General features: G+C 44.2%; 15 protein-coding genes. 11 read left to right on the forward strand and 4 right to left on the reverse strand.

Going from position 1 to position 14,194, the window contains the following annotated elements; translation table 11 throughout:
- The first annotated feature begins 2 nt into the window (after positions 1 to 2).
- The 7 genes from puuE (at position 3) to QL919_RS01225 (ending at position 6,534) form a co-directional block, all read left to right on the forward strand.
- Positions 3 to 983, forward strand: a complete 981-nt coding sequence (gene puuE, locus QL919_RS01195; RefSeq protein ID WP_290187774.1) for an allantoinase PuuE — start codon at positions 3 to 5, stop codon at positions 981 to 983.
- A 68-nt stretch (positions 984 to 1,051) separates the two neighbouring features.
- Positions 1,052 to 1,888 (forward strand): bifunctional allantoicase/(S)-ureidoglycine aminohydrolase, encoded by an 837-nt coding sequence (locus QL919_RS01200; RefSeq protein ID WP_290187775.1) that lies wholly within the window; start codon positions 1,052 to 1,054, stop codon positions 1,886 to 1,888.
- Positions 1,889 to 2,040: 152 nt separating this feature from the next.
- Entirely contained in the window at positions 2,041 to 2,562 is a 522-nt protein-coding gene (locus tag QL919_RS01205) for an ureidoglycolate lyase (protein WP_290187776.1), read from the forward strand.
- A 269-nt stretch (positions 2,563 to 2,831) separates the two neighbouring features.
- Positions 2,832 to 3,137 carry a Trp family transcriptional regulator gene (locus QL919_RS01210; protein ID WP_290187777.1) on the forward strand — a complete coding sequence of 102 codons (306 nt, stop codon included), beginning with the start codon at positions 2,832 to 2,834 and terminating at the stop codon, positions 3,135 to 3,137.
- A 72-nt stretch (positions 3,138 to 3,209) separates the two neighbouring features.
- The gene (locus QL919_RS01215) at positions 3,210 to 4,628 is read left to right on the forward strand and encodes an anthranilate synthase component I family protein (protein WP_290187778.1); all 1,419 of its coding nucleotides are present in this window, start codon (positions 3,210 to 3,212) and stop codon (positions 4,626 to 4,628) included.
- A 33-nt stretch (positions 4,629 to 4,661) separates the two neighbouring features.
- Entirely contained in the window at positions 4,662 to 5,324 is a 663-nt protein-coding gene (locus QL919_RS01220; protein WP_290187779.1) for an aminodeoxychorismate/anthranilate synthase component II, read from the forward strand.
- A gap of 262 nt (positions 5,325 to 5,586) precedes the next feature.
- Positions 5,587 to 6,534 (forward strand): EamA family transporter, encoded by a 948-nt coding sequence (locus QL919_RS01225; RefSeq protein ID WP_290187780.1) that lies wholly within the window; start codon positions 5,587 to 5,589, stop codon positions 6,532 to 6,534.
- 156 nt (positions 6,535 to 6,690) lie between these two features.
- Here QL919_RS01225 and QL919_RS01230 read toward each other — a convergent pair whose 3' ends face one another.
- From QL919_RS01230 to gdhA, 4 genes are all read right to left on the reverse strand, one after another.
- On the reverse strand, positions 6,691 to 7,434 hold the full coding sequence (locus tag QL919_RS01230) for an amino acid ABC transporter ATP-binding protein (protein ID WP_290187781.1): 744 nt from the start codon (positions 7,432 to 7,434) through the stop codon (positions 6,691 to 6,693).
- Positions 7,435 to 7,496: 62 nt separating this feature from the next.
- Complete coding sequence (locus QL919_RS01235; protein ID WP_290187782.1) at positions 7,497 to 8,234, reverse strand: amino acid ABC transporter permease; 738 nt, start codon at positions 8,232 to 8,234, stop codon at positions 7,497 to 7,499.
- Entirely contained in the window at positions 8,234 to 9,070 is an 837-nt protein-coding gene (locus tag QL919_RS01240) for an amino acid ABC transporter substrate-binding protein (protein WP_290187783.1), read from the reverse strand. Before QL919_RS01240 ends, QL919_RS01235 begins: the two co-directional genes overlap by 1 nt.
- A 412-nt stretch (positions 9,071 to 9,482) precedes the next feature.
- Complete coding sequence (gene gdhA, locus QL919_RS01245; RefSeq protein ID WP_290187784.1) at positions 9,483 to 10,829, reverse strand: NADP-specific glutamate dehydrogenase; 1,347 nt, start codon at positions 10,827 to 10,829, stop codon at positions 9,483 to 9,485.
- A gap of 658 nt (positions 10,830 to 11,487) precedes the next feature.
- Here gdhA and QL919_RS01250 point away from each other — a divergent pair.
- The 4 genes from QL919_RS01250 to QL919_RS01265 all read left to right on the forward strand — a co-directional run bounded on the left by QL919_RS01250 (position 11,488) and on the right by QL919_RS01265 (position 14,165).
- On the forward strand, positions 11,488 to 11,850 hold the full coding sequence (locus QL919_RS01250) for a roadblock/LC7 domain-containing protein (protein WP_010201036.1): 363 nt from the start codon (positions 11,488 to 11,490) through the stop codon (positions 11,848 to 11,850).
- A gap of 323 nt (positions 11,851 to 12,173) precedes the next feature.
- Positions 12,174 to 12,668, forward strand: a complete 495-nt coding sequence (locus QL919_RS01255; protein WP_290187785.1) for a PAS domain-containing protein — start codon at positions 12,174 to 12,176, stop codon at positions 12,666 to 12,668.
- Between the two features lie 3 nt (positions 12,669 to 12,671).
- The gene (locus QL919_RS01260; protein ID WP_290187786.1) at positions 12,672 to 13,421 is read left to right on the forward strand and encodes a PhnD/SsuA/transferrin family substrate-binding protein; all 750 of its coding nucleotides are present in this window, start codon (positions 12,672 to 12,674) and stop codon (positions 13,419 to 13,421) included.
- A 114-nt stretch (positions 13,422 to 13,535) separates the two neighbouring features.
- Positions 13,536 to 14,165 (forward strand): hypothetical protein, encoded by a 630-nt coding sequence (locus QL919_RS01265; RefSeq protein ID WP_290187787.1) that lies wholly within the window; start codon positions 13,536 to 13,538, stop codon positions 14,163 to 14,165.
- Positions 14,166 to 14,194 lie beyond the last annotated feature (29 nt).

Consider the following 14,194-nt stretch of genomic DNA (forward strand, 5'->3'; position numbering starts at 1 on the left):
CAATGAATAAAAAAATAACCAGCGATTTTAATCACGATACCTATGCACGCGACCTAAAAGGCTATGCAGGCAACCCACCGAAAGCCAATTGGCCGGGCGGTGCAAAGATTGCTGTCCAGTTCATTCTCAATATCGAGGAGGGTGCTGAGAACAGCGTTATTCATGGCGATGCAGAATCAGAGCGTTTTTTGTCCGATATCTTAGGCACACCCTCGTTTAACAACCGTCATCAGTCTATCGAATCGGCTTTTGAGTACGGTAGTCGTGTGGGTGTTTGGCGGGTGCTCGATGTGTTTAAAGACTATGGCCTGCCTATTACTACCTTTACTTGCGCTGCTGCGGCTGAAAAAACGCCGCATATTATCGAGCGCGTCTTAGAGGACGGTCACGAAGTCGCCAGTCACGGACTGCGCTGGATTACCTATCAATATATGTATCGTGAGACCGAGCGCGAGCATGTGCGCCGCGCCACTGAAATCTTTGAGCGGATGCTTGGTGGGCAGCCGTTAGGTTGGTATACGGGTCGTGATAGTCCCAACACCCGTGAGCTGGTCGCCGAGCAAGGTGGCTATATTTATGATTCCGACTCCTACGCTGATGAGCTGCCTTACTGGCTTAATGTTAAGGTAGAAGACGGTAATAAAATCGCTCGCAAGCCGCATCTGGTTATTCCCTACACCCTTGAAACCAATGATATGCGTTTTTCTTCAAGCCCTGGTTTTACTCATGCAGAACCCTTTTATCAGTATCTAAAAGACAGCTTTGACACGCTTTATGAAGAAGGTCAGCACACGCCTAAGATGCTAACCATCGGTTTGCATTGTCGTATCATTGGCCGCGCTGGTCGCATCACCGCGCTTAAAAAGTTTTTAAAATATATTACGGACAAACCCGATGTTTGGATATGCCGCCGCGATGAAATCGCTAAGCACTGGTATGAAAACCATCCAGCCACGGCTGATAACACTGCAAACTGGATGTAACCTTACGTTCAGATGCTAAGTTCAGACACCAATTTATCGCGGCACAAAATCACTAAGGATTACTTATAATGTCAACAAGAAGTACTTATTACGCACCAACTGGCGGCTTGCCTCCGCAAACACAGCTATTATCCGATCGCGCTATCTTCACCGAAGCTTATGCGATTATTCCCAAACGTGTACTAACCGACATTGTTATTAGCTATCTGCCGTTTTGGGAAGGCATGCGCATGTGGGTGATTGCCCGTCCTTTAAGCGGCTTTGCAGAAACTTTCTCACAGTACATCGTCGAAGTCGCACCAAATGGCGGCTCAGAAAAGCCTGAACTGGATACCAAAGCAGAAGCCGTCTTGTTTGTCGTTGAAGGTGAAATGGATATTACTATTGAAGGCGAATCGCATCATCTTGAAGCGGGTGGCTATGCTTTCTTACCACCGGCATGTAAGTGGACGCTGAAAAACAATAGCGACAAGCACGTTAAATTTCATTGGATTCGCAAAGCTTATCAGTTTGTAGACGGTATTGATGCACCCGAACCTTTTGTCACTAGTGATCACGAAGTTGACGCCATTGAGATGCCAGGCACAGATGGCGTATGGGCAACCACTAGGTTTACTGAGCAATCAGATATGCGTCACGATATGCATGTAAATATAGTGACTTTTCAACCGGGCGGTGTGATCCCATTTGATGAAACACATGTTATGGAACATGGTTTATATGTGTTAGAAGGCAAAGCGGTATATCACTTAAACGGTGAATGGGTAGAAGTCGAGGCGGGTGATTTTATGTGGCTGCGCGCGTTCTGCCCACAATCTTGTTACGCTGGTGGACCTGGTCCATTTAGATACTTACTATATAAAGATGTGAATAGACATATGCCGTTTATTCGTCCAGAAAGATAAGATATTCGCAACAATAAATAGTATAAAAGCGTAATCGTTAATTCGAGTACGGGTCTATGGTAAATTTACTGATACTGCCAATTAAACGCCCCTACCAATTAACTCACGTTACTAGTTCAACTAACGTTACTAACCTATAGTAAGGTGAATTCATGAGTACTACAATCATAGCCAAACCTTTGACTAAAGCTGAGTTTGCGCCATATGGCAAGGTTATTGAGCCGTATGATAAAAACGAAGAAACGCCTGAAAATTGTTATGAGATTAACAATGGCTACGCCAAGCGTCATCATGCTATCGCCGAGTCTAAGCTCGATGGTGGCAATGTAGGTATGAGTATTTTCTGTGCCAAAAAGCGCGAATTTCCTATCGCCTTATCAGTAATGGAATATCACCCGTTTGGTACTCAGGCTTTCTTTTCGATGAATGGTCAGGATTATATTATCGTGGTTGCGCCTAAAGGCGAGCCGCCACAGTCTGCTGATGATTTGACTGTATTTCATGCCAAATCGCATCAAGGTGTACAATATGACGCCAATGTTTGGCATCATCCCCTGCTCGCACTTGGTCGTGATTCTGACTTTTTAGTGATTGACCGTATCAACGGTGAAGGCAAAAACTGTTATGAGCTCGATATCAATGATTGGCGGGTACAAATTGAGCTTGCAGAATAATAAGCTTAAGCATTAGCAGCTCATGTCTCAGCAATTTATATTAATAAGATATTAACGCTAACGTCATATTTAATAACGCTCTAATCGACATTGCCACTCAATGACGTTATCAAAAAATAGACAAGCCAGCTAATGGCGATTAGCTGGCTTGTTATGCTGAATAGCTCAAACTTAACACATTAATTCAGATTACTTGTTTTTTACGTACTACTGTACTAGAATACTGAAACAACATACTGCTGACCTGACTATTATAAAGATTACATACTATGAGCACTAATCCATATCACAGTTTATTAACTCATCTCGCAAATTGTAATGACAGTGCCGCTATTGAGCGGCTATTCAGTGCGTTATTGACCGATAAAGAGCAGCAAGAAATCGCCAATCGTATCCGTATTTTTGATTTTCTTGAACGCGGTGTGACCCAGCGTGAGATATCTGAGCAACTGGGAGTTGGTATCGCCACTGTCTCGCGCGGTGCTAAAGCAATGCAAGCACATGATGTGAGCGCTTTATTAAAGACTCATAGAGAAAGTACATCTATAAAAAGCACACCTACTAAAGACGCTTAACTCGTTAAAAATTATGATGTTAATCTGCCTTATTTTTATTTGATAAATCATTGAACTATTTTGGACATTGTTATGACCTCTGCTACCTCCAAGCCTAACCAACCTGCTGCCATTGATATTCCTAGTAAGCCACAGCGCATTAAACTCACGCAGGATATCGATTTTTTCGCACTATTTAAACGTATTGAGCGCGCTTTTGAAACTTGTTATTTGCTTGAATCATTGGGTGAAGACGGTCATATGGCGCGCCATCATGCCATTGGTTTTGACCCCGTTATGACCATTGCTGCATTGGACCGTAGCACATTAGCGATTACTGACAATAAAACCGCTGAAACCAGTCACTATCAAACGGGCAACCCTTATGAGCTACTACGTAAAATCACCCCGCAGCACGTTATCGCCCGTGACCAAAGCGGTGGACTGGTCGGCTATTTAGGCTATGACAGTGTTAATTTCTTTGAGCCAAGTCTCAATGCTAAAGCCAGTGACGACTTTGAACCGTTTAAATTTGGTGTTTATTTAGATGGTCTGACACTAGATAAGATGACCGGTGAGATTTTCTATTTCTATTATCCGACCGCGCAGCAAGACAATCGTATCGAGCAAATCAAAGCCTTACTTGATGCGCCCATTCCAAGCTATGAGCCGCCAACCGTGGAGTTTTTGGGTGATGGTATGAGCCAAAATGAGCATGCCAAAGTCGTTATGCAAGTCAAAGAAGACATCATCTCTGGGCGTATCTTTCAGTGTGAGGTTGGCTTTAAGTCCAAATACCACATTGTAGGCGACAAGATGCCGATTTATGAAAAGCTGCGTGCGGTCAATCCGTCACCGCATATGTACTTTATGAAATTTGCTCAGCAGTGCATCATTGGCGCCTCCCCTGAGCTGCTGTTTCGCTTACGTCAAGGTGAGATGGAAACCTATCCACTGGCAGGCACCGCCAAGCGCGGCGTCGATATCGCAGAAGACCGTAAGCTTGCCCGCGCTTTGCTAAACGATGCCAAAGAGATAGCCGAGCACAATATGCTCGTGGATTTGCATCGTAACGATATCGGTCGCGTCGCACGTTTTGGTACGGTCAAAGTACGTAGTTTAATGGATATCAAACGCTTCTCACACGTCCAACATATCTCCTCTGAAATTGTTGGGATTTTGCATCCTGATGAGGACATGTTTAGCGCCCTTGCCAGCAACTTCCCCGCTGGTACCTTATCTGGCGCACCAAAAGTCGAAGCAATCAAAGTCATTAACGAGCTAGAACCTGATGGTCGCGGTGCTTATGGCGGTGCGCTTGGGTCGTTTAACTTTAATGGCGATTGTATCTTTGCCATTCCTATTCGTAGCTTATTTATTAATGGCGAATCCGCCTATGCGCAAACCTGCGGCGGCAATGTTTATGACTCCAACCCTGCTGATGAATACTTAGAAATTCAGCGTAAGCTTTCTGCCATGAAAGTGGTCTTAGACAGCTTTATGACAGCCTAAACTCCCTATATTTCAGCAAAGAGCTTATGACTTATGAATGTTTTAATTATCGATAACTACGACTCTTTTACCTTTAATCTTTATCAATATATCGGTGAGATTCTGCAAACCATGGACAGTGACAAAGATGGTACTAAAGAAGCAGCCAACGTTATCGTCAAGCGTAATAACGAGATTACCTTGGCCGATGTGCAGGCGATGAATCTTGACCGTATCATCATCTCACCCGGTCCTGGTGCCCCTGATGACCCTGCTTATTTCGGTATTTGTGCAGAAGTGATAGAAGTCATGGGCAAAACAACGCCGCTGCTTGGCGTCTGCTTGGGTATGCAGGGTATCGCCCACGTATTTGGCGGTGACGTGGTACGAGCTGGCGTGCCGATGCATGGCAAGGTTTCAGCCATTCGCCATGATAATGCAGGTGTCTATCAAGGCTTGCCACAACAGATAGAAATCATGCGCTATCATTCTTTAATGGTGCAAGCAGATACCTTACCTGACTGCCTAACCGTCACTGCCGTCGTTGCTAATGACGAACATCGTGATTTAAGTTTGGCTGACTCGGCACTAGCAGGAGATGAGATTATGGGATTGCAGCATACAGACTATCCGATTCAAGGCGTACAGTTTCACCCAGAGTCCTTTGCCACTGAAGGGGCTAAGCGCTTGCTAAGCAACTTTTTACTGCAAGTTTAAACCATGCAGCCCAAGTAAATTGAACTTTAAGTTTAATCGACTTGTATTAGTCCTTCATTAACGCTTTAATGATAGACTGAAAACAACAAACAAAAGGCAGCCTTTAACAAGGTTGTCTTTTGTTATTTCAGCATAGTACTAAGTACTATGCAATGAGCAGGGAGCAATAGGCAACGAGCACCAAGTCAAAAAAAGCGCCATTAGCTAAAAGACTGACACAGCTTATTGTTTGAATTTTCTAGAAAATAAAATAGAGAGCAATATGGCAAACACCGGTAGCGCAATGTCAGCACGGCAGTCATGGATAGGCACCATTCAAATTATCACAGCCGCTGTCTGCTGGGGTACTTTGGGAATATTTTCGACCTACCTCAATCAAATCGGCTTTAGTGGTTGGCAAATTACTATTTTGCGTATTGTGACTGCCGCTTTCATTATTCTCATTATGTTACCAAAGCTATGGCCATACCTCATTAAGCTGCGTCCAAAGCAGTGGCTTGGACTGGCGATACAATCGTTGATTGGCGTACTCGGCATGTCGGTATGCTATTTCTTTGCCGTTATCTATGTTGGTGCAGGTCCTGCCGTTGCCTTGCTTTATACCGCGCCCGTTTTTAGCTTATTATTTTCGGCAGTTTTGCTGAATGAATCCATTACTCGGCAGTCAGCATTACTGGCGCTCATGGCAGTATTTGGTGTTGGTTTAACCATGTTAGGCGATGCGGCACAGGTCAACTGGGGCATTGTGCTTGGGCTGCTATCAGGCGTATGTTATTCCCTCTATGGCGTACTCGGCAAGCGCGCGATGCACTATGCGCACCCTGCTCCTTTGGTGTTTTTTACTTCTATCATTATCAGTGCTGGCGTATTACTTTTACTACCCGAGACCTATAAAACGTATGGGCAATTATTAACTTTGCCTTTGCATACGTGGGGCTACGCCTTGGGACTGTCTTTGATTGGAACGGTCGTGCCCTTTGCCCTCTATATGAAGGCCTTGGAGAAGCTGCCTGCCACTCGTGCATCGGTGTTTACTATCTTTGAGCCGTTGACGGCGATTGCTTTAGCGACGCTATTACTGCATCAGTCATTATCATGGATTCAATATTTAGGCGTGATATTAATTCTACTAGCGGCTTTATTTAATGCGGTGTTAAATGGTACGACCACTCGTGTACCGCGTTGGTTAAAGAGACGGCAAAAGGTTTAGTCTCACGTTCTATTGGTTTTTATAAGACAAAAAAATCCCCAGCCATGACATCATAGTTGGGGATTTTGCTTAACCGCTTGTCTGTGTCTAAAAACCTTACTTTACAATAGAATACTTACAACATCTAAGCTTGATTAAGGCCTTGATTCATTCTAACTATTCAGTGATACGCTGCAAAAACGCTTGCGTGCGTGGATGCTTTGATTGCTCAAATAACTGCTGCGCGCTACCCTCTTCGACCACCACACCGTCTTCAATCAAGACCACATGATCAGCGACATCACGCGCAAAGTTAATTTCGTGGGTCACCACAACCATCGTCCAGCCTTCAGAAGCCAGCTGCTTCATCGTTCCTAGGACATCTTGCACCAGCTCTGGATCAAGCGCAGAGGTTGGCTCATCGAACAACAGTAACGACGGTTCAATAGCGAGCGCACGCGCAATACCCACTCGCTGCTGTTGACCGCCTGATAGCTGAAACGGGTACAAATCCGCTTTATCCGAGAGACCGACTTTTTCGAGTAATACTAAAGCTTGCTCGCGGGCTTGCGCTTTACTTTGTCCTTGTACCACCGTCGGCCCAAGCATTAAGTTTTCAAGCGCGGTCTTGTGCGGAAACAAATTATAAGACTGAAATACCATTCCAGCTTTACGTTGCAGTGCCAGCAGGGTTTTCTTTTTAGGCTTGGTGGCAAAGTCGACCGTCAAACTACCATCATCAAAAGCAATAACCCCTTGATCAGGAATCTCTAGCGCATTTAGACAACGCAAAAAGGTGGTTTTACCCGAGCCTGATGGTCCCAATATGACCACGACTTGACCTTTATGAATGGTCAAATCAATGCCCTTGAGCACTTGATTACTACCAAAGGCTTTGTGAATATTACTGACTTGAATCATAAAAGTTCCTGATACGCGGTTGATGCTAAAACTGTCATAAAACGAGTGGATGAGCAGATAAACTACTTGGCCACATAGCGGTCGAGTCTGGTTTCAAGCTTACCTTGAATAAAGGTCAAGAACAGACAGATACCCCAATAGATAACTGCGGCTTCTGTATAAACCAGCATAAACTCATAGTTACGCGCCGTGATAATCTGCGCTTCCTTAAACAGCTCAGTGACCAGTACCAATGACGCTAAAGACGTATCTTTAACCAAACTAATAAAGGTATTGGATAATGGTGGTACAGAAACGCGTAACGCTTGCGGCAAAATCACATGACGAAAGGTCTGTAGATACGTCAAGCCGACAGTCGAACCGGCTTCCCATTGACCTTTTGGAATAGACAAAATCGAGGCACGCACCGTCTCTGACGCATAAGCACCGATATTCAGTGAAAAGGCAATAATCGCAGAAGGAAAAGGATCAAGCTTTAAACCAACACTTGGCAGACCATAGAAGATAATAAATAGCTGCACCAGCATCGGTGTGCCGCGAATGGCAGACACATAAATACGGGCAAGTCTATAGATAATCTCATGAAACCAACCAGCACGCGGCACAATACGAATCAGCGCTACCGTCAGCGCAATGGCCATACCAATGGCAAATGAAATCAATGCCAGCGGTATCGAATAATAGATACCGCCTTTGAGCATTGGCCAAAACGAATTGATAACAATCTGCGCCCGCGCAGGGTCCATGAATGGCAAGAGTGCCAGTAATTCAGCCAATACTGATGTGATGGAAGCCAGCATTATTTTTGTTGACTTATATCAGCACCAAAGAACTCTTCGCTAAGTTTGGTTAGCGTCCCTTCAGCTGCTAATGCTGCCATTGCTTCGTCTAATTTTGCTACGACGGCATCATCGCCTTTAATCAAGACTATTCCAGAACCTGTCTGCTCACTAACGGGAGCCGTTAGTTTAATCTCAAGCGCACTGTCTGGGAATTTTTTTAGATAATCTAAGATGGCAAGATTATCGTTCATTGTAAAGTCAGCACGGTCTTGTTTGACCAATTGAATCGCTTGCGCCATACCGTCAACAGGAACGACTTCTGCGCCATAACGTTCTGCCAGCTCACCATAGTTACTGCTAAGCGACTGTGCTGAGCGCAAACCTTTCAGAGCTTCCCAAGAGCTATAGCGATTGTCATCAGTTGGTGCTAAAACCACCGCGCCTGACCAGCTGTAAGCTTGAGAGATATCGTACTTAGCCTGACGTTCAGGGGTGGTTAAGCTAACTTGGTTGGCGACCATATCAAAACGCTTAGAGTCCAGACCTGCTAGCATGGCATCCCACTGGGTTTCTTTAAATTCAACCTCAACGCCCAACTTGTCAGCGACGGCACGCGTCACTTCGACATCATAGCCCGTCAGTTTTCCACTCTCATCATGATAAGTAAATGGAGGATAAGTGCCTTCGGTACCGACGTTGATAGTGCCGCCATTATTGATACGTTGTAGCAAATCAGAACCGCCTGTCGCGGCACTGTCCGTAGCGTTGGTTTCAGCTTCATTGGTAGGTGACTGACCACAAGCGGCAAGCAATACGGTACTAGCGGCAAGGGCTAAAAGAGTACGACGTTTCATAAGGCGTCCTTATAAGATAAATGAGTGATGCAAAAGTGTATCCGGCATATAAGATAGGATAAGACCCTATAATAATAAAATATGCGTATTATAATATCTGGCTTTGGTTGCCCGATTTGAGGCTACTCAAAGTATTTTTCAATACTGATTCGATACTTTCTGTCTTATCGTGAGTTTTTGGGCTTTTTAAGGTACAGCTTGAGACCTTATCCGTCCTTACTCTGCCTATTAAATAGCCACTCCCTCATATACTAGCGCAATTCAGCAAGAATAAACGTACAAAAATAGTGAGCATCCTTAAGATTATCGACAATCAAACCACGAGCATCGTATTTTAAGCACAAAAAAAACCGTGCCTATCATATGATATAGGCACGGTAGCTAAAAGATAGTATCCGCTTTTAGGAGAGTATTAGTTCAAAATACCGTAAGCACATAGTGCATCAGCCACGCGTTTAAAACCAACGATGTTTGCGCCAGCCATATAATCAATATAGCCATCATCAGTCTGACCATATTGTTCTGACGCTTCAGCGGCACAATCATGAATGTTTTTCATAATACGCTTTAGGCGCTCATCGATTTCTTCAAACGTCTTATACTGACGTACTGAGTTTTGTGACATCTCAAGACCAGATACTGCTACGCCGCCAGCATTGGCCGCTTTACCTGGTGCATAGTGCACACGATGCAGACGGATATAGTCAACGGCATCAGCAGTCAATGGCATATTAGCACCTTCAGCGATATATTTGATACCGTTTTCAACCATTAACTTGGCATCATCTTCGTTGACTTCGTTCTGGGTCGCTGATGGAATCGCGATATCGCCTTTTATGTGCCATGGCTTTTGCTTGGTGAACCACTCACCACCATAAATATCGACATAATCACACAAGGGTTTGCTTTGCGCTTTTTGATTTTTTAACCAATCAATTTTTTCTTGATCCATGCCGTTTTCATCATAGAGCGTACCTTGTGAGTCAGATACTGTCAGTACTGTGGCACCCAACATATGGGCTTTTTCAGCAGCGTGAAGTGAGACGTTACCTGCGCCTGATATCAGTACTTTTTTGCCTTTGATGTTTTCGTTTTGTACCGCTAGCATGTTTTCTAAGAAATATACCGCGCCATAACCTGTGGCTTCTGTGCGCATCAAACTGCCACCAAAACCGACACCCTTACCCGTCAATACACCACCATGCTCACGAGTTAGGTTTTTGTACATAGCAAACATATAGCTGACTTCACGACCACCGACACCAATATCGCCAGCAGGTACGTCGATGTCTTTACTGACGTACTGATGTAATTCACGCATGAAGGCATAACAAAAACGACGGATTTCGCTATCCGACTTCCCTTTAGGATCGAAATCAGCACCGCCTTTACCGCCGCCCATTGGTAGACCAGTCAATGCATTTTTGAAGATTTGTTCAAAGCCCAAAAACTTAAGAACAGATTGGTTCACCGTTGGATGAAAGCGAACACCACCTTTATAAGGACCTAAGGCGTTGCTGAACTGCACACGCCAGCCGCGGTTAACTTGCACTTCACCCTTATCGTTTTCCCAGTTAATACGAAAGCAAATAATACGATCAGGCTCAACCAGACGTTCGAATATCTTTAATGTTTCATATTCTGAATGCGCATCGTATAAAGGCGCAATGGTCAGCGCTACTTCTTTTACCGCTTGAACGAATTCAGGTTGATGGGCATAACATGCTTCGACTTTTTCGATGGCCTGACTGATACTCATATAGCTTCCTTAGGGTAAAGATTGTGAACGTGCTTTTATTTACATCGACGTTGCGTCGCATGGCAGCAAACGAGGGGATTGCAGACGCTGATGTAAGACTGAAATCGCCCCTATACACGGTCATATATAGAAGGCAATGGGATTAGAAAAGCTGACTGACTTTGTGCCCAAACGATGGGTTTGAAGGCAAAAGTAGTTTTTATCTCATAACTATATATCATTTTTTTGGTGTATAAGTCTAGTGAATATCACCATCATGCAAAGTTATGAGCGATTTTTTTAGTATAAACCATCGAAAGCAGGTTCGTTTGTACTCGTTAGTCAAAAAAAATTAATGAGTTTATTGTTATGCATTTCTATTGGTTACCGATTAAAACCGATACTTTTCAGTCGATACCTATTCACTTCCTTCTTAGACCAAACCTTTCATCGTCATCGAAAAAACCAACTTTTATCTACTTAATTTAAGCTATTGCTGATAGAAGGCTAATTATTAGAGCCAAACGGTAAAAAAAGCTCTAAAGTCGGTCTTTTGTCTGTCTGTCTGTATATCAATATTAATGGTAAGGGTTTATAATAATCGGCGTTCGTCGAAGTCTATTTTTTCATTACTAACAGTTATTTAATAAATTTAATAACCCGTCATAGAGAAAGCGATATGCGTACAGATTCATTCCAGCAAATCTTGGAAGACCTAAACAGCTCATCAGCCGATGTGGAAGCATCTGCCCTAATTTCAAACGATGGTCTTATGATTGCATCAGCCCTACCGACAGGCGTTGATGAAGACCGTGTTGGCGCCATGTCAGCGGCATTATTATCGCTAGGTGACCGCGCAGGTCGTGAGCTTGCACGTGGCAGTATCGACCGTATTATGATTCAAGGCGAAAAAGGCTATGTCATCATGACGTCATCAGGAGATGAGGCTGTCTTGACTATTATGGCAAAACCAAATGCCAAACTTGGTTTGATATTCTTGGATATCAAGCGTGCCTCAGAAGCCCTAGCAAAACTTATCTAATCCGTTACTTTGGAAGGTTGTCGATAACGTGGTTCGCCGCTTTATGCTTTACTAATGTGGTCATCGCTATCACTTAGTAGATAAAACCACTGTAAAATAACATTGAGCGACTGTCTTATAAAATGTATGAAGCTAAAAATGAGTGTTTATAAGGTAAGACTGATTGCCTATATAGAACACCTTCTATGTATATAGACAACTTATATAGACCAGCGATTAAGACTAATAAAACCAAAACTTAATCGTCATGAATCATATCATCGACAACAGCTAGATTAATTTTTTAATCACGATGAATATAACGATAAATTAAGGAGATTACTATGGGTTCTCCAATCCCTGATGCACTCAAGCCTGATATGCCAGCTGAGCAGATGACCCTAACCTATCATGACGGTACCTCGCGCACCGTTTATGATACCGGTGTCGAACGTCCCTACCCTGATGGCAAGCTCATTGTTTCGCGTACAGACTTGGATGGCGTCTTAACCCACGTCAATGATGCCTTTGTCGAGATTAGCGGTTATAGTGTTGACGAGCTCATCGGTCAGCCACAATCTATCTTGCGCCATCCTGACATGCCAAAAGCCGCCTATAAGGACCTGTGGGATACCGCCGAGGCTGGACAAAAATGGCATGGTTATGTCAAAAACCTATGCAAAGACGGCAGTCACTATTGGGTCTATGCCACTGTGGTGCCTAATGTGCGTCGCGGCGAAACAGTGGGCTACACGTCTGTACGTCGTAAGCCATCACGCAGCAAAATCGAAGCCGCACAGGCTCAGTATGCCCAAATGAAAAAAAATGAGGAAGGTTAAATCATGACGACACACAATATGTTAATCGCCCCTGATTTTTCGCCTGACCGTTTTGCAGGCTGGCACATGTTTAACACGTTGATTCAAAAGCGTGCCAACTTAAACATGCACCTAAATATCCCAGCCTCACATGCAGAGCAAGAGCAAGTGATTGGTGCTGGCGATATTCAGGTTATTTACGCCAACCCTTTTGATGCAGCCACTCTCATCCGTGAACAAGGCTACCGAGCAGTGGCGCGCCCTATTGGCAAATCTGATGAAATGGTCATCGCCGCAGCGACTAATAGCGCTATCAATAGCCTAGAAGATATCAAAGCCGGTGCGACCGTTGCCATGGCAGACAACCGCGATGTTAAGCTGATTGGCTTGCGCTTACTAGAAGCCGTGGATATAGAAGAGTCGGACCTAAGCTGGGATGTCACTGAAACCTATCAGGCTGCTGCTCGCAAGGTCATTAAAGGCGATGCCCAAGCGGCTTTCTTTTTAGCAGAGGTTTTCCATGGTTTTTCGCGCCTGACCAAAACCCAGTTATCAGTGCTGATCGAAAGTGATTTGGCAGATATTAGCCATGTTCTGCTAATCAAAGACGACTTCCCTGATACTGAAATCTTTATGGATGCGATTCTGAATCTGCATAATGACGATGATGGCAAAGAAGCATTGGCCGAACTTGGCATGCCACAAGGATTTGAAGCCATGGACGAAGAAGATGCTGAGTTCATGATTGATTTGATGCAAACCTTACTTGACTAGCCATTAATCAATGGCACTATGCTCAGTTGGGTCATGACTTAGTTAGGTCATGACCTTTAAGCATTAGCGCTATAAAATGGCTAATAATGGTGTCATGACCTAAAGGATTCTATTATGTCCGATGTAGACCTTATCAAAGAGACTGAGATGGAGGCGCGCCGAGCGTTTCGCTTTTACTCACGTAAAGTGTTTTTGGCACCTGCCAATCGGCACTTTCATGAACAACGTATCAATGCTGCCCTGCTGTTGAGTGAAAAAGAGCCATTGCAAGGTGCCGTCGCAGACTTTTTTTATGGCTGCTGGTATGATATTCCTTATGATGTAAGCAACCTATTTACCCGTATTAAGGACCGTCTATATCCTCATGTCGCACAAGGGTTTCGTAACTGCATCGATAAAAAGAGCTACATTCAGCGCAACAGCATGCTGGCAACGCGCTGGAGCGTATTGGTGTCACCATCATTGAATGAGCAAAAGCAGCGATTGCGCATCAGTAGCGATGATGCCAAACAAATCTCTAAAGACATCACAACGGAGCTTATGCAAGCGCGCGATGATGAGGACTGGGGTACAATTGAGCAAGTCGAAAATGAGTTCTTTGCTCATTGTATTGCTCGTAACGACCGCCTAGCTTTTTCTTTGGTTTGGTTCCGTTTGGGCAAAAGCGACTGGCAGTTCGATGAGCGCTGGAATGATTGCCAACAGCGCCTTGACCAAACCAACCCCCAGAATATCAAAACTTAATTTATCGCCTATTTAACACTTTCATCACA

The sequence above is a fragment of the Psychrobacter sp. APC 3426 genome (assembly GCF_030408035.1).
In the GTDB taxonomy this organism is placed as follows: domain Bacteria; phylum Pseudomonadota; class Gammaproteobacteria; order Pseudomonadales; family Moraxellaceae; genus Psychrobacter.

Bases quoted from the DNA above. Each gene is read 5' to 3' on its own strand.
- QL919_RS01215 (WP_290187778.1), top strand. From the start codon at position 3,210: ATGACCTCTGCTACCTCCAAGCCTAACCAACCTGCTGCCATTGATATT.
- QL919_RS01255 (WP_290187785.1), top strand. From the start codon at position 12,174: ATGGGTTCTCCAATCCCTGATGCACTCAAGCCTGATATGCCAGCTGAG.
- QL919_RS01200 (WP_290187775.1), top strand. From the start codon at position 1,052: ATGTCAACAAGAAGTACTTATTACGCACCAACTGGCGGCTTGCCTCCG.
- QL919_RS01230 (WP_290187781.1), bottom strand. From the start codon at position 7,434: ATGATTCAAGTCAGTAATATTCACAAAGCCTTTGGTAGTAATCAAGTG.
- QL919_RS01240 (WP_290187783.1), bottom strand. From the start codon at position 9,070: ATGAAACGTCGTACTCTTTTAGCCCTTGCCGCTAGTACCGTATTGCTT.
- QL919_RS01205 (WP_290187776.1), top strand. From the start codon at position 2,041: ATGAGTACTACAATCATAGCCAAACCTTTGACTAAAGCTGAGTTTGCG.
- puuE (WP_290187774.1), top strand. From the start codon at position 3: ATGAATAAAAAAATAACCAGCGATTTTAATCACGATACCTATGCACGC.
- QL919_RS01225 (WP_290187780.1), top strand. From the start codon at position 5,587: ATGGCAAACACCGGTAGCGCAATGTCAGCACGGCAGTCATGGATAGGC.
- QL919_RS01210 (WP_290187777.1), top strand. From the start codon at position 2,832: ATGAGCACTAATCCATATCACAGTTTATTAACTCATCTCGCAAATTGT.
- gdhA (WP_290187784.1), bottom strand. From the start codon at position 10,829: ATGAGTATCAGTCAGGCCATCGAAAAAGTCGAAGCATGTTATGCCCAT.
- QL919_RS01220 (WP_290187779.1), top strand. From the start codon at position 4,662: ATGAATGTTTTAATTATCGATAACTACGACTCTTTTACCTTTAATCTT.
- QL919_RS01250 (WP_010201036.1), top strand. From the start codon at position 11,488: ATGCGTACAGATTCATTCCAGCAAATCTTGGAAGACCTAAACAGCTCA.
- QL919_RS01265 (WP_290187787.1), top strand. From the start codon at position 13,536: ATGTCCGATGTAGACCTTATCAAAGAGACTGAGATGGAGGCGCGCCGA.
- QL919_RS01260 (WP_290187786.1), top strand. From the start codon at position 12,672: ATGACGACACACAATATGTTAATCGCCCCTGATTTTTCGCCTGACCGT.
- QL919_RS01235 (WP_290187782.1), bottom strand. From the start codon at position 8,234: ATGCTGGCTTCCATCACATCAGTATTGGCTGAATTACTGGCACTCTTG.